This window comes from Pseudoteredinibacter isoporae (assembly GCF_040372805.1).
GTDB lineage: Bacteria > Pseudomonadota > Gammaproteobacteria > Pseudomonadales > Cellvibrionaceae > Pseudoteredinibacter > Pseudoteredinibacter isoporae_A.
The window spans coordinates 297,722-316,518 of the sequence record NZ_BAABWJ010000003.1; the positions used below are offsets into that span (position 1 = coordinate 297,722).

Genomic DNA, 18,797 nt, shown 5'->3' on the forward strand with positions numbered 1-18,797 from the left:
GAGTTAGCTTATGAGTAGTCAACCTAAAGCAACGAGCACGGAGCTCAGCTTCGACGAATTGAAAGATCTGGCTGTTAACGATCCTGCCGCGTTTGAGGCTTACCGCAGCCGTCAGATTGAAGCCACTATCAGCAATGCGCCGAGTCATATGCAGCGCCGCCTCCGAGGCATTCAGTTTCAGGTCGATGCACAGCGTGAACTGCACAGTAATCCAATGGGTTCCTGCGTGAAAGTGTACGAAATGATGCAAAAGTCCTTGGGTGAATTAAGCCAGGTCTTAAATGAGCAAACCGGCAAAGTGGATGTCAGCCCTGCACCGGCGGTTGAGAACGCCAAAGTCCTGAGCTTCACGCGCTAATTTCTGTTTTCCTCCGGTGATCGGGATTCCTCGATCACCGAACTCCATACGCCGCCCACCCAATAATCGCCCTTTTCAACCCTAAACTTGGTGCAACTCTTCGGTATAATCTCTCCATTCGAGTTATTGAGAGTCCCTTATGAACTATTGCAGCCACTGCGGCGAAAAAGTCACCTTGATCGTCCCACCCGGCGATGATCGCGAACGCTTTGTGTGCAACAGTTGTGAAACGATTCATTACAGCAACCCCAGAATTATTGCGGGCTGCCTCCCCATCCACGAAGACAAAGTCTTGCTGTGCCGCAGAGCCATTGAACCGCGCTACGACAAATGGACACTGCCAGCGGGTTTTATGGAAAACGGTGAAACCACCGAGGAAGGCGCCCTGCGTGAGGCCTGGGAAGAAGCCCGCGCGAATATCGCAGTCGATGGCCTGTACACCCTGTTTAGCCTGCCCCAGATCAATCAGGTCCACTTGTTTTATCGTGGCCACTTGAATTCACTGGATTTCGAACCTGGCCCCGAGTCACTGGAAGTGCGCCTGTTCCGTGAAGACGAAATCCCCTGGGATGATCTTGCCTTTATGGTGGTAGGCAAAACACTGAAGCACTATTTCGCGGATAGACAAAACGGAACCTTTCCAATGCGCAGCGAAGATCTGGTGCACCCTAAAGGCCGGGATTGGAAACCACCACGTCCCGCTCGTTATACCCTGGGCAACACCGGGCCAGTTGACAGCTGACTATATGTCGAGCAGGGAGATCACATCGTAGGCCGGCTCCTCATAAGGGTGAGCCGCCTTTAGTGCGGCAATAGCATTGGCTATACGCCCCGCTTCACACAACAGCTCAACCTTGTATTCCGCCACCTGACTGAGTTCATCAGCCAGGCCAATAAATGGGCGAGCCTCTTTGCTGGGGCGAAATTGCCCTTGCCCTCGGGTTTGCCAGCAACAATGCTCATAATCCCCCTGCCGTCCCGCACCGCTTGCAAACACCGCCGCTTTCACCGTATCGAGATGAGTTTCGGGCACATAAAAACTGAGTTTATAGTTCTCGCTCATAAAGATTCCATCAATTGTGCTGAACATCTGCCGGGCCATAGCTCACCCGCATCGGCTGTTATATCATAGGCGGCCTTTTGATCGAGCCCTAAACCCCTTATGTTGTTATTTGTCGACGAACTGACCAATGTAGATTTCAGTTTTCTTCACCCTGATCGCGGCCTGTTAGGCGAAACCTGGTTGGCCAGCACCGAGCTGGACGGCGCCCTGGATGAACAAGGCATGGTTTGCGACTTTGGCATCGTCAAGAAAACCCTGCGTAACTGGTTGGACGAGACTCTGGACCATTGCCTATTGGTGCCCCGTCACAGTCCAAACCTGACCTTGCTGGAAGAAGGCGATTACATCAGTTTGCGCTGGCGCTTTGGCGATCAGGAAATGAGCTGCCGTTCACCCGCCGAGGCCATTACCCTGATTGATGCCGAATACATTGATGCCGCCAGTGTGGCCCAATGGAGCATTGATCAATTGCGCGCCCTGCTGCCCGACACCATTGAGCGCCTGAGCCTGGACTTCAGCACGGAATCGCTTGGGGACGATGCCTTCTACCATTACAGTCACGGTCTGAAAAAGCATGCGGGCAATTGTCAGCGTATCGCCCATGGCCACCGTTCCCGTATTCAGATTTGGCGCGACGGAGAGCGCGATAAGGCCTTGGAACAACAGTGGGCCAAACGCTGGGGTGATATTTACCTGGGCAGTGATTTTGATTTGACAGAAAGCCATCAAGGGCAACTCAGCTTTGCCTACCAGAGCGCACAGGGGAGATTTGACATCAGCTTACCGGCGAGCGGCTGCGAGTTGCTGCCCACCGACACCACCGTCGAATGGATCGCCTGCTACATTGCCGGACAACTCAAAGAAATCCACCCGAATTCCCAGTTTAAGGTTCGTGCCTTTGAGGGCATCGGCAAGGGTGCCGTCTATCAAGTATAAGTCGCTGGGGCTCGCACCCAGGTTGACGGGCCTCAGCAATGACTGAGCCCACACAATAAAAACAAAGAGTTCCAAATTATGAGCGAATTGAGCGATTCTCGAGAAGAGACCATTATCAGCAGCGACGACAGTCGCACCCCAAGCTTGCTTGACGCCTTGATCCCCGCCGTAGTTCTGATGGGTTTGCTATCGGCCTCGGTGTATTTTTACGGCGACAGCTCTTCCAGTGGCGCCAACCAAATGGCGTTGGTTCTAACCGCCGCCGTCGCCGCCATCATTGGTATAAAAAACGGCTTTAGTTGGGATGAAATCGAGGAAGGGATTAAATCCGGTATTGTCATCGCCCTGAAAGCGATCATGATTTTATTTTCTGTGGGCAGTTTGATCGGCGCCTGGATCATGTCGGGCACCGTGCCATCGATGATCTATTACGCCGTGCAACTGCTCGATCCCTCCTGGTTCTATCCTGCGGCCTGTCTAATCTGCGCCATCGTTGCATTGTGTATCGGGAGCTCCTGGACAGTAGCAGGCACGATTGGTATCGGCTTTATCGGAGCCGCCACCGTTTTGGACCTGTCTCTGGCGGCGACCGCTGGCGCGGTGATTTCGGGGGCGTACTTCGGCGATAAAATGTCGCCCTTGTCAGATACCACCAATCTGGCCTCTGCGGCCGCCAACACCGACTTGTTCACCCATATTCGACATATGCTGTGGACCACGACGCCGAGCTTTATCATTGCCCTGATTCTGTTTACCTGGGTGGGCATTCAGCACAGCAGCAGCGGCGAACTCAATACCCTGAACAACACCCTGCACGCGCTGCAAGGTCAATTTGATATTGGTGTTTACCTGCTGCTGCCATTGGTGGTGGTGTTTGTCATGGCGTACAAACAGTTCCCGGTGCTGCCCAGCATTTGGGCGGGCATTATGCTCGGCCTGGTCTTCGCGGTTATCTTTCAACCCAATAGCGTTATCGGTATGGGTGCATCGGAAGATCTGGGCAGCGCCCTGCAAATGATCAAAGGCAGCTGGACAGTCTTGTTTGATGGCTATAAGTCCAGCACGGGGGACAGCAATATTGATGACCTGTTGTCCCGCGGTGGCATGAGCTCCATGCTCAATACCGTTTGGCTGATCATATGCGCCATGATCTTCTCCGCAATTATGGAGAAAACCGGCATCCTGGCGCGCTTGGTCGGCGGCCTAATCAATCTCGCGTCCAGCACAGGCAGCCTGATTTTCACCACGGTGTGTACAGGTATTGGGGTTAACCTGGTGTCTTCGGATCAATATATCGCGGTGGTGATTCCAGGGCGCATGTATCAACTGGAGTTTGAAAAGCGCGGACTGGCCCCGCAAAATCTGTCACGCGCTATCGAAGACAGCGCAACCATCACCTCTCCTCTGGTACCTTGGAATACCTGCGGTGTCTTTATGGCCGGAACATTGGGTGTCGCGACATTTGCCTATCTGCCGTTCTGCTTCTTCAACCTGATCACGCCACTGATGACCACCCTGTATGGTTTCACCAATTTCAAGATCACCCCGCTGGAAGACGCTCAACCCCAAGCCTGAAGCGCCTGATCTCGCCTTTTAAAAAAGCCGCTGTTTTTCAGCGGCTTTTCTGTTTTAGAGGTGGCCGCATTTCAGTGTTAACAACCCGAGTAACTTCTCGGTTTTATCCGTTTCACTTGTTGACCCACATCAATACCTCAGCGCCTGACAGACCGATAATAAAAACAAACAAAGCCTGTTCTTTTTTACCCACTAGCTGAGGAAATATCATGAATATTGAGAAGCACGACCTGGTCCACGAGCTGCCCGAATTTCGCGAACAGATTCATACCCTGAAGATGAACGATCGCCACTTCGCCAAACTGTTCAAGGAGTACCACGAGTTGGATCATAACGTTCGCAATCTTGAGCAAAATGATTCGCCCACAAGCGATGAACATATGGAAGAACTGAAGAAGCAACGTCTGCATTTGAAAGATGAAATGTTCGCCATGCTGCAAAAAGCCTGATTTCCCCTAGGGGCTTTCTGCTCCTGCAGTGAAGCTCCACCGGCCGGGATTACCCGGCCACCTCTTTTGACCTGCCTGGCGATCCCCAGCCTCCAGAAACTCTGGAAACTGCCTAAAGTTCTGGTAGAATCCCCTTTCTAGAAACCCCGCCCATTTGCCTTTGGCGCTTCTAGACCGGCAGCAGCCGACCATATGTTTAATTTGAATTCGCTAGCAAAGCACAGGACAACGCCATGAGTCTTGCCGATAAAGTATTGGCCGTAAATAACGACCTTCCTATCCGTACCGATGCCCCTGTACACAGCGGTAAAGTTCGCTCTGTATACTGGTTAACCGAAGCCGACAGCCGTCGCCTGATTGAAGAAAAAGGCTACGATGTCGCACCGGATTCTCCTCTGGCCATTATGGTCATCAGCGATCGCATCTCTGCATTTGAATGCGTATGGCATGGTGAAGGCGGCATGAACGGTGTACCTGGAAAGGGCGCGGCGTTGAATGCCATTTCCAATCACTGGTTTAAACTGTTTAAAGAACAAGGTCTGGCCGACAGCCATATCCTTGATATTCCTCACCCTTTCGTGTGGATTGTACAAAAAGCCAAGCCCGTCATGATTGAAGCCATTTGCCGTCAATATATTACAGGCTCCATGTGGCGCAGCTACGCCAAAGGCGAACGTGAATTCTGCGGCATTCAGATCGCCGACGATTTGCAGAAAGACAGCAAATTACCCGAATTGCTGATCACACCGTCAACCAAAGGTATTCTTAAAGGCATTCCAGGTGTCCCTGAGCAGGATGATGTGAACATCACTCGCCAGAACATCGATGACAATGTTGAAGCGTTTAACTTCAAGAGCAAAGATGACATCGATCTGTACGAAAAACTGTTGCGCGAAGGCTTTGATGTGATCAGTGCTGAACTGGAAAAGCTGGATCAAATCTTTGTCGACACCAAGTTTGAATTTGGCTATGTCACGGACAAAGAAGGCCAAGAAAAACTGATTTATATGGATGAAGTTGGCACACCAGATTCCTCTCGCATTTGGGACGGTCCTTCCTATCGCGACGGTAAAGTGGTCGAAAACTCAAAAGAAGAGTTTCGCCAGCTGTTGCTGAACCACTTCCCTAACCCAGACATTCTGCTGAACAAGGATCGCATGGACGAGCGCAACGCTTTGGCCCGCGACAACGCTCTGCCAGAAGCTATCTTGATGCAGGTATCAGAAACCTACTGTGGTATCGCTGAAAAAATTACGGGTGAAAAAATCGAACTGTCTGCCAACCCTAAGGCCGAGATTATCGACATCCTACGCGATAACTATGGTCTGATCGACGCGTAATCGCCGATCGACCCCATGCTGGCGCTGTGAATCATAGCGCCAGTATTCTTTTTATCTCTTGTTTTCAGCTCGATTTTTTTCAAGCTCTCAAGCCGCAACAATCTTCGAATTCCTCGAATCTTGCCCGTTAACTCCCCAATTTATTCAATGGCGCTTGGGTGCAAATAAGCATCCACAGGCTCACTTGCAGTGATAAAACCACTGTAGACCGATTCCCAGCCCATTACGGCGCTCAATAAAGCAAAAACAAACGCGGTAAGTGCAATCCACAACGCGGTATTGGATGCTGCCTGCCAACGCATTTCCCGCAAAGGGTGGCGACTCAACGCCGCCAACATATTGGCCGCTAACATGGCGCCCAAGCCCGCTAAACAAGCACCTGAAAATAAGGCGGTCAAGCCGGTGATCTGAATAAATCGGCCGTTCTCCACTCCGCTGAAAGTGGGCACAATCAGTTCGGCGGCCAGCATGGCAAACGCCCCATAGCCCACCAACCCAAGGGAAACGACGAATAAAACCAAACGCACTAACAACATAATTCAGTCACATATTTAAACCTATTCTATTACTGAGGGCGAAAAGAGGCTTTTCAAGGCTTGCTAATAACGAACAAAAACTTGATGTACGACAACTGTCGTACTAAGATTGGTGAAATACGACAATTATCGTAGTGAAACTCAAAGCACCGATACCATGAATGATGAAATTAAAGTGACCGAATTGGAGCTGCGCATTTTGCAATGCATTTGGCAGCTGGATAACTTATCCACAGTGAATAGTATTATTGAAAACTGGCCAGAACCTGACGCCCCGGGCTACACCACGGTCCTGAAAACCCTGCAAAAAATGGAAGGCAAATCCCTAGTGGACCACCAGAAGCAAGGCAAGCAACATGCCTACTTCTCACTCGTGGACAAAGATGAGATTACGGCCGGCAGACTCGGCACTATCATCAAGCGCTTGTTTTCAGGGAACAAACTTTCGTTTGCCGAGTATTTTCTGCAGGAAAATGAATTCAGTCAAAGCGAACTGAATGAGCTCAAAGCTCTGATTGAAGAGAAAGAAGACGATAGCAAAAGCGGCCGCCAGCACAGGTCAGGGACCAACAATGCCACTTGATATCACTGAGCGGCTGTTTCAGATCTATACCTTACTCAGTTTCGGACAACTCTTTTTTCTTCCGTTACTGATCTCGGTCTTGCTGATCGATCCAGCCCGCCTGCCCTTAAATTGGAATTTGAGTATTCATAAAGCCCTTCTGATTGGCATGTTGCTCGCCCCTTTAGTTCTGCTGGAATGGAACACTCTCCACACGACTCAAAGCCTCGCAACCCACACTGATGCTGAGCAAGCGGCGACAGAGCTTAAGCTCTCCACCACACAGGAATCAGAGCAGGGCCCTGGTTTCCGGGCTCATCAGGATTTCCATTTACAGCTGGGCGATATTTTCTATTTCTTAAGCGGGGCGTTGCTATTCGCCAGCAGTTTGGGCTTGATACTATTTGCCACTCGCCTGCTCATCAATCATGGCTATCTCTACCACCTTTCCCGAAACGCCGGCTCATCGGTCATACAGAATCGTTTTCACATTATTCGATCAAACTCGGTTCATTCCGCTTTTTCCATTGGGTTTATTAGGAAAAAAATCTTTCTTCCAAACAAGCTGTTAACGGGCAGTGAAGAAGAAACGCTGATCATTGAACATGAAAAAAACCATTTTAACTGCCGGCATCACTACTGGACTTTAGCCGAACAATGTCTGCGGCATATCTTCTGGTTCAACCCTCTCATACACGGCTTCTACCGCCGCGGAGAATTACTCAGAGAACTGCAATGCGATCAACTGACCGCACGCCAAAGCAGTCCGCTTCACTATAGCAAGCTGCTACTCAGCAGCGCTGAGCGAGCACAAAGGGAAGCAAAGCGCAGCCTGGGCACTCAACATTGGCTGCACAAAAAAACACTTAAGCGGAGACTTCAAATGTTACTCAAAGTGCAATCGTTTAATAGACGCCTTATTTTCATTCCCGGCAGTGTCCTACTGCTCACCCTAGTATTGCTGGCAACCGCCCAATGGAAAAATCAAGATCATTACCTCACAGAACTGGCCTTGAATCACATCAAACAGGAATATCAGATCAGTCTGGAGAAGCACCCTGCGGTCAAGTATGCCGACGTTCCACAAGTGGTAACTCAAGCCTTGTTAAAACACGAAGATCAGGACTTTTTTAATCACGGAGGCATCAGTTTGAAAGCGAGCAGCCGCGCCATGGTGAACAACGTCTCAGCTTGGATAAACGGTGAAGGGCGATGGGTATCGGGCGGTTCTACCATTACTCAACAGCTCGCAAAGTCCTTTCTGAAGGAAAAGCGCTCTCTGTCCAGGAAGATGAGAGAAGCAAAGCTGGCTCGTATTATTGAAGCGAACTACCGCAAGGAAGACATTTTAGAGATGTATCTCAACCGGGTGTATTTCGGAAATAATGCCTGGGGGTTGGCCACTGCCTCTCACACCTATTTCTCTAAGCCCTATCAAGAGTTGAATCTCTCGGAAGCAGCTATGTTAATACCGTTTTTGGAAGCGCCAACAAAATACAATATGATTCATAATCCTCAGCTGGCGAGCTCTCGCCAATTAAATCTATTGCGCAAGCTGACACAGTAAACCGCATTCGCCAAGCCAAATACCACGTCTACTCAACAGGCCATTGGTATTTCGGCTTGCGCTGATCAATCACCAATGTTTCAGAAATCTTATCTTGAATGGCCTGGCGATTCGGGTCCCAAAAAATTTGAACAAAACCCATCAAGCCTGTGGCTATTCCAGCACCGTAACCACCATATCGTCCAAAGCTTTCCCACAAACCCATTGGATCGCCGTTCAGTTTGATCACTTTCAGACCCAATACATATTTACCGACGGTTTGGCCGGTAAAACGGGCGTTCATAACGCTGAAATAAAATGCAGCCCAGCCAAAACCCAAGCCAAGATCAGCCAGCAACGCATGGATAAAACCCATAATGGAATTTCCCTCATATACGGCAGCGTTGTCACCTGAGCTTTGGACTTCATCAATTCCGGCCGTATTAACGTCAATACCCTGATCAACATTCCCATGGGGAACTGTAGCCTCTCCGCTTGGCGCTTCAGAGGTTTTGCTGGTTGATTCCACGCCGGATTTTTCATCTAAGAAAGACTGATATGGAATAGGCAGATTATTACGAAGCGTTTCAGCCTGCCCAGCGTTGACGCCCGTTTCTTCTATAACAACATCCATAAGTTGTTCTGAAACGGCGGCAGGCGCATCCATCTCGACGAGCTGCAAAGCAAACTGATCGAGAAACGGTTGCCAGCAGTCAATCAAGGAAGGGCAGTTTTCGGCATTCATGGTTTCACGCTTTTCCCTGATGCGCTGGCTCTGCTGTATGACAACGCCTGTATAAGCCGCACTTTCCACCAGCGAAAGATCACCTACATCAGCATCTCCGAGTTCGACATTCCAAGTTCGATCAGAAATACGCTTCTGTAGATCGGCTTCAGCAAAATACAACAGCGCCATACCGAACAAAATCAGGCTCGCCAGCATGCGCAGAAAAACCCTCAACACCGGGCGTTCACCCGCCAGTGTAAAACGCCGACTGATCTGCCAAAACAGCACAGCCATTAGGCCCGCCAACAGCATACTGCTGAGCTCCGCAAGCAAGAGCACCACGATTAAATCAATAAGAATCGCCAACAAACGCTTTACCGGCGAAGCCAATGCGGTACCGTATAACTCCGGTGACACACTGAAGGCATAGGGGGTAATGAATTTTTTGGGGTCTTTCGAACGTTGTGTTTCTGCGGCAAGATCTTGAATCATTCACCCCTACCTGATGCGAATAAAACTAAAATAGTGTTTTGATTTGAATGAATACGAATTAGCGGTTTCGGCGGGAATAGGCACCTATTGCCGCACAGCATAAGCCGCTGACAGCCCCCAGTAAACCCAGGGTTGTTCCCGCCACGGTCGGGCTTATACCACCAGCGCTCATGTCGAGGAAAACGGCAAGCACGGCACAGACAAACCCCAGTAAAATACCGGCATAACCCCAGGTAGCACCTTTCACGTTTCCAGAAACGGGGGTATCTGCAGGCTCTTTAACTCTCAACTGCTCAAGTTCTATCTCAAAGGCGGCAGCAATCGCTTTTTGGGTTTCCAACGAAGCTCGACCATCGCGCTCCACACGCTGAACCGTGCGATAGCTCACCCCCGCAATGCTGGACAGTTGTTCCTGCGACCAGGCTTTTTGTTGGCGCAGGGTTTTTATCAGCTGATGATTAATCATATCTTCCATCGTTGGATCCCTTCTTCTTTTGAAAAACAAAAGCTTCCCAGGATTGTGGTTATTTGAACACGTCAAAGCGGCGACACCGCACGACAAAGGGGCGACAGTGGCTGCTGTCGTGCCCGCCAGGAGCCCATACGGCCTAGAGCAACCCCAATTCCCGCTGTTTTTTCTTCGACAAGGCAGTAGAAATCATTTTGTAGGATTCACTGATGTAATAACGCAGCTCTTCATCTTCGCTGTCGTCGGCATCGAACTGCTGAATCCACTTCATACCGCGAGAAGCTAAATAGGGTGCTGGGCGATATCCTGCTTTGTTTTCCAAAAAAAGGTAGTTGTTGTCGGATGTTTTAAAGGTAAAGCCGGTTTGCTTTTCTTTTGTCCAACCGCCGATGGCAAACACTTTCCCCCCCACTTTCCAGACATCGGCTCCGCCCCATTGGACCACATGCTCTGTAGCCTTGAACGACGCACAATATTGATTAAATTCCTCATGGGTCATTGTTGGCGACCTCCCTTATTTATCGTTTGCCAACGGTTGTATGTATCTCGGCCTCATCGCTGAGAGGTTCCCAGCGGGCTTTGGAGTCGGTATACAAATGTTGGCGCAGAGTCATCTGCTCGGCACCTTCGCTGATCAAGCCTACCGGAATATACAAACTGTTGGAATCGTTTGGCCCAGGCAAATTGGAACCACAAATATCGCAAAACGACGTTTGCCAGTCGTGGCCGGGCTTGTGCCAGGTGTTAATGTGCGCTTCACCGCTGAGCCATTGAAAACGATCACGCGGTACGATCGCAACCGCAATGCCACCACTTGCCGTACCGCGCCGACACATTGAACAGTGACACATATAAACATCTTGTGTGGAATCCTCCACCTCAAAACGGACAGATTCACAATTGCAGTGCCCTTTTATCATTGTCTACACCACTCCCCTTCTGTAATTGCCTTCGCAATAGGTCAAGACAGCGTATTTTAATCCTGCACAGACAAAAACGGCCACGCTAAGGTGGCCGTTTTCGATGAATCAGAATTTTAAGATTCTGATTGTTTCTTTTCCCACAGATCCGCGTTTTTGATCTCCAAGGCTTTCGGATCAAAGTCGTACTCTTCAACACCCGCCTTGCGCTGGGCTTCATAGTCACGTAGGGCTTTGATCGCCGGCTTGGCAATAAAGAAGATGATGATGATACCCACAATGTTTAACCAGGCCATCAAGCCTACACCGATATCACCCAACCCCCAGGCCAGGGTCGCGGCTTTGACACTGCCGTAAAATACCGCAAACATCATGATAACTTTCAAAATAAAGAAAGCACCGGGAATTTTGATGGTGCGTAAAACATAAGACACATTGGTTTCGGCAATATAGTAGTACGCCAAAATGGTCGTGAACGCGAAGAAGAACAGGGCCACAGCCACAAACGGCTCACCGACACCAGGGAACACAGACTCGATGGCATGCTGGGTAAATGCAGGGCTATTGGCATCCACCGTCGCGGCCAAATTTTGAACCAGGAAACCACCCTCACCGTGGACGTTATAGGCACCGCTAATCAAAATCATAAAGGCTGTGGCTGAACAGACAAACAACGTGTCGATATACACCGAGAAGGCCTGCACCAAACCCTGCTGAGCAGGATGCTGAACTTCGGCGGCGGCCGCTGCGTGTGGCCCTGTACCCTGGCCGGCCTCATTAGAGTACACGCCGCGCTTAACACCCCAGCCGATAGCTGCACCGACACCCGCCATTGGGCTGAAGGCATCACCAAGAATCATTGAGATGACGGCAGGCACTTGATCAATGTTCAGAACCAACACAACGCAAGCCACGATGATGTAGGACAGCGCCATAAACGGCACAACAAATTCTGCGAATTTCGCGATACGCTTCAAACCACCAAAGATGATAAAGCCCAGAATCATGACGACTACTGCACCCGTAATGATTTTAGCAGAGCTGATGGTACCCAGCGCCGTATCAATCATGTCGCCGCTACCAAAGGCCAGATCCACCGCATTACCAATCGCGTTCGACTGAACCGTTGGCAACAAAACACCACAGGCCAGAATTGTCGCAACGGCAAAGAGAATACCGTACCACTTTTGCCCCGTGGCTTTTTCTATATAAAAAGCCGGACCACCTCGGTACTGACCTTCGTGCTCTTCTTTATAAATCTGAGCCAGGGTGGATTCAACATACGCCGTTGAAGCGCCCAGGAAGGCCACCACCCACATCCAGAATACAGCTCCCGGACCACCAAAACCGATAGCCGCCGCGACACCGGCGATATTGCCGGTACCCACTCGACCAGACAGAGAAACGGCCAACGCCTGGAACGAGGAAACACCTCGATCGGAAGCGCCCCCAGAAAACAATAAACGGATCATTTCCTTGAACAAACGCAGTTGAACAAAGCGCGTCATGATGCTGAAAAACAACCCTGCCGCCAGGCAGGTGTAAATCAGGGCGGGGCTCCAGACCACGCCATTAATGGCATCAACAATGGTCTGCAGGGAAGTGCCGGAATCAGCCGTGACGGCTGCAGCGACTTCAGCCGCCTGCTCGGCGACAGTTTCTGGGGTCTCTGACATGAGAAAACCTTTCTTATGATTTATAGGGAATTGCGGGTGGTCAGGGTAACGGCTCTAACCACAAATATCACTATAAAGAACGATTGGGCTCGGAAAAACCCGAAAAAAGAGGGGCTGGGGCCCCGTAATCAAAGGAGATAGAGGATATGAAATTGAAAAAATGATCAGCACCCCATGACCGGGCGCTGATCGGGTCTTGCTCTCGCTTAGAAGCGGTATTCCAGGTCAATGCCGTAGGTTCTTGGTTCACTCAAAGACACCGTTGGCGTCTGCAGGCTCGATGCCGCCAAACCGCCGGGAATGTTGGTATAGCGGTTATCCAGAAGGTTTTGCCCCCACAGAGCAATTCCGTAACGATCATCCTGACTGCGCCAGGCTATTCTGGCGTTCAGGATTTTCTGGTCATCACCAAAGTTCTCGATGATCTCATATTCCGGCAAATAACCGGGATCATCGGCATCAAACTGCTGCTCTTTGAAGACGTAGTCGACATGCAAATTCATTTGACCTGCGGCGATGTCCCAAGCCCAATCGAACGTGAGGGTATACTCATCCAGGGTGTCCGCGGTTTCCTGATCACCACCACGAGTATTGCCGTTGGCGTCGATATACTCAGCATATTGGCTGCTGGTTTCACGTTGAGTCGTTACCAGCCCCAACTGAATGTTGTCGGTCGGCAACCACTGCATCACCAACTCCCAACCATCAATGTCTTCATCACCCGAAATAATGATCGGAGCGGAGAAGCCCGGAATGTTGGGGTCCGCGGAAAACACCGAACGCTGACGATTATCAAAGCTCATGTCGAAGAAATTCAAACGGGTGCGCAGTCGATCATTCAACCAGTCCGCTTTCACACCTAACTCAATATTGCTCACCTCTTCCGGCGCCAATGGCGTCGTCGCGGAATTGACCACAAAGCTGTCAAAGCCACCTGAGGTGTACCCTGTTGAGTAGGAAGCGAACACCATCGCTTTATCAGTCAAACGGTATTGCGCGATCGCACGCCCAGTGGTCTTGCTCCAACTGTCTTTCGCTTGCACCAGGCGATCGGTGACCAAACCAACCCCCTGCTGGCTCAAGGGGCTCAGGAAGTTGGTCGACGGTGGAATCAACGCTGCAACCGACAGGCCCGCAGCAGCTAAAGCCGCCCGCTCTTGATTCAGTGTCGTTGCCAGCGGTGCGGTGCCATTAAACCAACTGAAGTCTTTTTCATCTTTACTGTAGCGCAGACCAAAAATCATATTGAAGTTGTCAGTCACACTAATATCGATATCACTGTAGATGCCCCAGTTCACAAATTCACCGGTGTTGCGAACTTCCTCAGTGAACAGCTGGCCTGAGTAACTCGGCGCGACGAAACCCGCAGCCAGTACCGGATTAAACGACTGAATCTGGGACGCAAATGGGCTGGCGTATAAAAACCCAAGTACCCCATTATAGGATGCGGAAGACTGATCTAATGGTGTTCCGAGCGCACCGCCGGCAATCTGGTCCAACGCCCCCGTCAACATTGCCCAACCTTGAGGGTCCCAAATACTATCGATGCTGAAACCGGCACCGGCAGCCGCCAGTAAGCCATTGGACACCTGAGTGGCCAGATTGGCCGCGGTATCGGCGGTGGTATTAATTTGGGTCACTTGGCTCTTATCTTCGCTGGAATACGTGAAACCACCCACATACTTAAAGCGGTCATTGGCGAAGTTCACCTGCAGTTCGGTATAGAGCAGCTCACTGGTTTCGATATTATCGGTATCCAGATAACGATTGATGAGATTGGTGCCGTCCTCATCCTGACGATTGGTGGTATCCAGGTCACGGTAATTGGTCCACCAGGCCAAGGACCACTCGTCGTTGATGTCGTGCTCCAGGCGATACCCCACGGAATACATATCGCGGGTTTCCTGGCCATTGATCACATCATTGGCAATTACACCGCTGGTGGGCTGACGGTTGTGAGAGAAATCACTGTAGCCAATTGACGGCGCCGGGCCATTATCGGAATCATCAAAATCCGCATTCAATTGCAAACGGGTATCTTCGTTGACTTCCCAGAGCAGGGCTACTCGACCGGTCAGCATGTCTTTGGCATCAACATCCGCCCCACCGGTCTGAACATTATCGATATAGCCATCGCGCTTGTTCAGCATCAAATTCGCTCGCAGCGCGACCTTGTCGGACAGCGGCTGGTTAATCATCGCTTCCCAACGCTGAAAATCGTAGTTACCGGCTTTCAGCTTGATAAAGCCTTCCTGCTCATCCAGTTGAGGGCGATTGGGGACGATATTCACCGCACCCGCGGCCGCATTTCGACCAGCCAGCGTCCCTTGAGGGCCTTTTAAGACCTCGATTCGGGCCATATCGGAAAAGGAAATTGTAGTGGCCGAACGCGGCAGATAAACGCCGTCGTAAAACGTGGCCACAGAGGCATCGCCACCCGAACTGATATTCGAGCTGGCCACACCACGGATGGTTAAGGTGCTTTGAGTTAAAGCACCACCAGCTTCGAATCCGGGGATATAGTCAGCGATATCTTCAAGCAGAAGTGCGCCGGTGTTTTCGATGTCCTTGGAAGAATAGTTGTCGATGGCGATTGGGACATCCATCACATTCTGCTCGCGCTTCTGGGCAGTAACGACAATTTCTTCCAGGGCAAACTTAGGCTCACTGCTCTGCGCGGTGGCGTTGGAAATTAATATCTGACTGATAGCCAGACTGAGAATAGCTGGCTTGTATGGTGAGTATTGCGACATAACGCTCTCCGTCTGATGACATTTATTATTGTTATCACTTGCTGTTATAGCTTTGAGAGCGCAATCTGCCAGATTCTTAAATCACATGCTTAGCGTTTTCAAAAATCGTCATTGATTGTTGGAAAATTCCTTCTCTAAAAGCCCTCATCGGCTCTAGCGCGCCATCCAATATTGAGCCTTTTCGAAATTCGGAAGCCGCCGTCGCAAAATTTCTGAATAATAGTGAGATCTGGCGCCATACGAGGCAAGCCGGTAGACTAGCCTGAAAGGTCGAACCGACGACCTGCACAGCCTGGCCACGAGACGTGTCCAGCTCGAACAAAAATAAACACCGACATGCAAAGATCGGTGTGAGGACACCGTTTTAGCCGTGAATAATCTGATTGATATTTTTATCAGCTTTTCCCTTTCCCAGTTACTACTGTGTACCGTGTTACTCCTTCGCCGCCCCCAGGCGCACTCCATCAGTGAAAAGCTCTTTGTTGCCCTGCTGTTGGCCGATGCCGCTTATCTCATTATTCCCTGGGTCAGTGCGGAATGGGCCAAAGCCATTTTGTACCCAGCGCAAACCATGGTGCCCGGATTATTCTGGTTGTTCAGCTACAGCCTTTTTGATGATCATTTCCGTCTGCGTCCCTGGCAGGCTATCCCTTTCCTTATTACGGTGCTGTTGCCTACTCTGGGCTCGGCCTTAGGCGCTGAGAAATCAGGCCTGGAGGGATGGTTCTGGTTTAACATCCCCCAATTAAGCGAGTTTGTGCTCCTGACTTGGGCCCTGCGAATCATTCTGCTCCATTGGCGAGATGATCTATTGGAAAACCGGCGTAATCTGAGGATTTGGTTCTCAGCTTTTATTGGCTTTTATATTTTTGCGCTCATTGCCGCGCAACAACTGCTCTTTCCCAGCGCCGAATGGTTGGATATTTGGCAGTACGCCCCCGCTGGCTTGATGTTATTCCTGTGCAACTGTGTGTTACTGGAATTTAAGCCGGATATTTTTTTACAACCGACCCGCCCAGTTAGCGAAGACCATCAACAAGAGGTCCGCCCCGAAGGCAACGAGGAACCCATTGCTGCCGTCAAGGAGCAAGAAGAGATTCCCGATGAGGTGCTGGAAACCATTTCCGACCTGATGGAAAATGAAAAAATCTACCGGGAAATGGGACTGACCATCGGTCAACTGGCCGAAAAAGTCGACATTCAGGAATATCGCCTGCGTCGGATTATTAACGCGGGCCTGGGACATAGAAATTTTAATGACTTCCTCAATCGCTACCGTGTCAGGGAAGCCTGCGAACGACTTTCCGACCCGGCCGAGCAGGAAACCGCCGTTCTGAACATCGCTCTGGATGCCGGATTCCGCTCGTTAAGCTCTTTCAATAAAGCCTTTAAAGACAGTCAAAACCTGACACCTACCGCTTTTCGCAAAAGCCAGCTGGAAAAGTCGCAATAAGAGCAAGCTGACATTTGCCGTGAGACGTTATCCATAAAAGCTTTCGCTGCCGAATTTTAAAATCACTGAGATTTAGTCGTTTAATGGCGGCATCCTCAAGCTGTAACAACAATAACAGCAGTGAGTGATCAGCCATGATAAAGCGTCTTTTCCTGAGCGGCCTTGTCGCCAGCCTGATGAGTGGGCCAGTATATGCCCAAGACTCAACTCAAAACGCCAAATCAATCGAACAGGGCAAACAGCTTTTCCAGACTTGCGCCAGCTGCCACGGCACTGAAGCACAAGGGCAGAAAGCCCTGGGCGCGCCCCCTCTGGCCGGCCAATTGCCTTCCTATCTGGAACGCGCCATGGCGGAATTTGCCAATGGGCAACGCGGCCAGGAAGACCAACATGCCCAGCAGATGTCTGCCATGTCCGGGCTGTTGCAGAACAGCGATCAACGTAAGGCCATTATTGATTATCTCGGCAGCCTGAGCACCCGAGATATCCAGGTGCCCAACCGCAGCAGCGATGCCGCCTACCGACTCTACCAAGCGAATTGCGGTGGTTGCCACGGGGTCAAGGCCGAGGGTAATAAAGCGCTTAACTCTCCGCGCCTCGCCGGTATGGACGCCAGCTACCTGCAGCGCCAATTGGAGCACTTTAAAAGTGGCAAACGCGGAGCCAGCAGCCGCTACGGCAAGCAAATGCAGATGATGGCCAACACGCTGAAAAGTGCCGACGACATTGCTTTGGTAAGCAAATTCATTTCAACACTGTAGAGTTTTGAAGCTACGATGATTAGCAGTCTTATTTTAGCCGCAGGAATCACCCTGAGCGCCGAGTGCCCAAGAGGCTTTGAACTCGTCAGCGGCAACCGCTGCGAGCTGCGAACGGTGTATCAATTTTACGATTCCCTGCAAAACCGAGGCGTCGGGGGCACACAAACCAGCCTACCCAAGCACGTTGACGGCTATAGTCCCCAACAAATTGACTTGGGGCGTTATCTGTTTTTTGACCCCATTCTGTCCGCCAATCAGGTCCAGTCTTGCGCCAGCTGTCATCAACCCGATAAGGGGTTCAGTGATGGCCACGGACGTTCGGTCGGTTTCGATGGCGAGTTACTGCCCCGCTCCGCTCCCACCTTGTGGAACAGCGCATTTCTCGATCGCTTCTTTTGGGACGGTCGCGCTAAAACCTTGGAAGAGCAAGCCAAAGGGCCGCTTTACGCGGCTGGAGAAATGAACAACAAACCGGAAGTTTTGCTGCAAAGACTGAACGCCAACAGTGATTACCGACGCTTATTTACCGAAGCGTTTCCTGGCAGTGACAACATTAGCGAAGATCATATTTTAACCGTCCTGGCTGCGTTTCAAGCTTCATTGATTTCTTTGAATAGCCGTTACGACCGCTACGCCCACGGTGATCACAGTGCGTTGAATGAAGAAGAAATTGCGGGCATGAATGTGTTCCGTTCTTTCGTCGCCCGTTGCAGCGAATGCCATACGCCCCCCTTGTTCACCAACAACCAAATTGCGGTAATCGGCACACCGGAACCGGAGGGAATGGAACTGGATATCGGTGCCGAAAAAACATTTGGCACGTCAGTTCTCAAGGGTGGATTCAAAGTACCGACGTTGAGAAACATTGAATTTACCGGGCCATATATGCACTCAGGTGTGTTTCCAACACTGCGAGAAGCAACTGAATTTTACAATAAAGGCCGCGGGCACGCGGTTCCCAACGGTGTGGAAATGCAAATCCACTGGCATATCTGGGAACCCGACCTGAAGGAAGAAGAACTCGACTTGATTGTCAGTTTTATGAAAACCCTCAGCGATGAAACCTTTAAACCCGAAACGCCCAAGCAAGTGCCCTCCGGCCTTGCTGTGCTTGCCGATGTTAAAGACACAAGCAGTACATCTAATCAAACCATCCCAAAGACAGCCATGAGACGATAACA

General features: G+C 50.6%; 19 protein-coding genes. 11 read left to right on the forward strand and 8 right to left on the reverse strand.

All coding sequences use genetic code 11. The annotated features are described in order from the left end of the window. Positions 1-10: 10 nt before the first annotated feature. On the forward strand, positions 11-358 hold the full coding sequence (locus tag ABWW03_RS09430) for a DUF3135 domain-containing protein (RefSeq protein WP_353407882.1): 348 nt from the start codon (positions 11-13) through the stop codon (positions 356-358). Between the two features lie 139 nt (positions 359-497). Next, the gene (locus ABWW03_RS09435) at positions 498-1,100 is read left to right on the forward strand and encodes an NUDIX hydrolase (protein WP_353407884.1); all 603 of its coding nucleotides are present in this window, start codon (positions 498-500) and stop codon (positions 1,098-1,100) included. Here ABWW03_RS09435 and ABWW03_RS09440 read toward each other — a convergent pair whose 3' ends face one another. After that, positions 1,101-1,421, reverse strand: a complete 321-nt coding sequence (locus ABWW03_RS09440; RefSeq protein ID WP_353407885.1) for an NGG1p interacting factor NIF3 — start codon at positions 1,419-1,421, stop codon at positions 1,101-1,103. 99 nt (positions 1,422-1,520) lie between these two features. Between ABWW03_RS09440 and ABWW03_RS09445 the strand changes: the two genes are divergently transcribed. The 4 genes from ABWW03_RS09445 (at position 1,521) to ABWW03_RS09460 (ending at position 5,721) form a co-directional block, all read left to right on the forward strand. Next, positions 1,521-2,357, forward strand: a complete 837-nt coding sequence (locus ABWW03_RS09445) for a 6-carboxytetrahydropterin synthase (protein WP_353407886.1) — start codon at positions 1,521-1,523, stop codon at positions 2,355-2,357. A gap of 78 nt (positions 2,358-2,435) precedes the next feature. Further along, a complete protein-coding gene (nhaC, locus tag ABWW03_RS09450; protein WP_353407888.1) occupies positions 2,436-3,932 on the forward strand; it encodes a Na+/H+ antiporter NhaC in 1,497 nt (498 codons plus the stop codon). A 209-nt stretch (positions 3,933-4,141) separates the two neighbouring features. Further along, positions 4,142-4,381 (forward strand): YdcH family protein, encoded by a 240-nt coding sequence (locus tag ABWW03_RS09455; RefSeq protein WP_353407889.1) that lies wholly within the window; start codon positions 4,142-4,144, stop codon positions 4,379-4,381. Between the two features lie 233 nt (positions 4,382-4,614). Then, positions 4,615-5,721, forward strand: a complete 1,107-nt coding sequence (locus ABWW03_RS09460) for a phosphoribosylaminoimidazolesuccinocarboxamide synthase (RefSeq protein WP_353407890.1) — start codon at positions 4,615-4,617, stop codon at positions 5,719-5,721. Between the two features lie 140 nt (positions 5,722-5,861). Here the strand turns inward: ABWW03_RS09460 and ABWW03_RS09465 are convergent, their stop codons facing one another. Further along, complete coding sequence (locus ABWW03_RS09465; protein ID WP_353407891.1) at positions 5,862-6,257, reverse strand: hypothetical protein; 396 nt, start codon at positions 6,255-6,257, stop codon at positions 5,862-5,864. A gap of 157 nt (positions 6,258-6,414) precedes the next feature. Between ABWW03_RS09465 and ABWW03_RS09470 the strand changes: the two genes are divergently transcribed. Together ABWW03_RS09470 and ABWW03_RS09475 are read left to right on the forward strand one after the other, a co-directional pair. Then, on the forward strand, positions 6,415-6,840 hold the full coding sequence (locus ABWW03_RS09470; protein ID WP_353407892.1) for a BlaI/MecI/CopY family transcriptional regulator: 426 nt from the start codon (positions 6,415-6,417) through the stop codon (positions 6,838-6,840). Further along, positions 6,830-8,386 carry a transglycosylase domain-containing protein gene (locus tag ABWW03_RS09475; protein ID WP_353407893.1) on the forward strand — a complete coding sequence of 519 codons (1,557 nt, stop codon included), beginning with the start codon at positions 6,830-6,832 and terminating at the stop codon, positions 8,384-8,386. The genes ABWW03_RS09470 and ABWW03_RS09475 overlap by 11 nt, the downstream gene beginning before the upstream one ends. Positions 8,387-8,414: 28 nt before the next feature. Here ABWW03_RS09475 and ABWW03_RS09480 read toward each other — a convergent pair whose 3' ends face one another. From ABWW03_RS09480 to ABWW03_RS09505, 6 genes are all read right to left on the reverse strand, one after another. After that, positions 8,415-9,584, reverse strand: coding sequence for an RDD family protein (locus ABWW03_RS09480; protein WP_353407894.1), 1,170 nt, complete (start codon positions 9,582-9,584; stop codon positions 8,415-8,417). Positions 9,585-9,642: 58 nt separating this feature from the next. Beyond that, positions 9,643-10,059: a helix-turn-helix transcriptional regulator gene (locus ABWW03_RS09485; protein ID WP_353407895.1), complete on the reverse strand. Its 417-nt coding sequence runs from the start codon at positions 10,057-10,059 to the stop codon at positions 9,643-9,645. Positions 10,060-10,192: 133 nt separating this feature from the next. Next, positions 10,193-10,552 (reverse strand): MmcQ/YjbR family DNA-binding protein, encoded by a 360-nt coding sequence (locus ABWW03_RS09490; RefSeq protein WP_353407897.1) that lies wholly within the window; start codon positions 10,550-10,552, stop codon positions 10,193-10,195. Positions 10,553-10,571: 19 nt separating this feature from the next. Then, positions 10,572-10,973, reverse strand: coding sequence for a GFA family protein (locus ABWW03_RS09495; RefSeq protein WP_435372749.1), 402 nt, complete (start codon positions 10,971-10,973; stop codon positions 10,572-10,574). Between the two features lie 116 nt (positions 10,974-11,089). Further along, positions 11,090-12,649, reverse strand: coding sequence for an alanine/glycine:cation symporter family protein (locus tag ABWW03_RS09500; RefSeq protein ID WP_353407900.1), 1,560 nt, complete (start codon positions 12,647-12,649; stop codon positions 11,090-11,092). Positions 12,650-12,855: 206 nt separating this feature from the next. Further along, complete coding sequence (locus ABWW03_RS09505) at positions 12,856-15,402, reverse strand: TonB-dependent receptor (RefSeq protein ID WP_353407901.1); 2,547 nt, start codon at positions 15,400-15,402, stop codon at positions 12,856-12,858. 370 nt (positions 15,403-15,772) lie between these two features. Here ABWW03_RS09505 and ABWW03_RS09510 point away from each other — a divergent pair, with 370 nt between their 5' ends. The 3 genes from ABWW03_RS09510 to ABWW03_RS09520 all read left to right on the forward strand — a co-directional run bounded on the left by ABWW03_RS09510 (position 15,773) and on the right by ABWW03_RS09520 (position 18,795). Then, positions 15,773-16,855, forward strand: a complete 1,083-nt coding sequence (locus tag ABWW03_RS09510) for a helix-turn-helix domain-containing protein (protein WP_353407902.1) — start codon at positions 15,773-15,775, stop codon at positions 16,853-16,855. Between the two features lie 134 nt (positions 16,856-16,989). Then, the gene (locus tag ABWW03_RS09515; RefSeq protein ID WP_353407903.1) at positions 16,990-17,616 is read left to right on the forward strand and encodes a c-type cytochrome; all 627 of its coding nucleotides are present in this window, start codon (positions 16,990-16,992) and stop codon (positions 17,614-17,616) included. 15 nt (positions 17,617-17,631) lie between these two features. Further along, positions 17,632-18,795, forward strand: coding sequence for a cytochrome-c peroxidase (locus ABWW03_RS09520; RefSeq protein ID WP_353407904.1), 1,164 nt, complete (start codon positions 17,632-17,634; stop codon positions 18,793-18,795). The last annotated feature ends 2 nt before the right edge of the window (positions 18,796-18,797 follow it).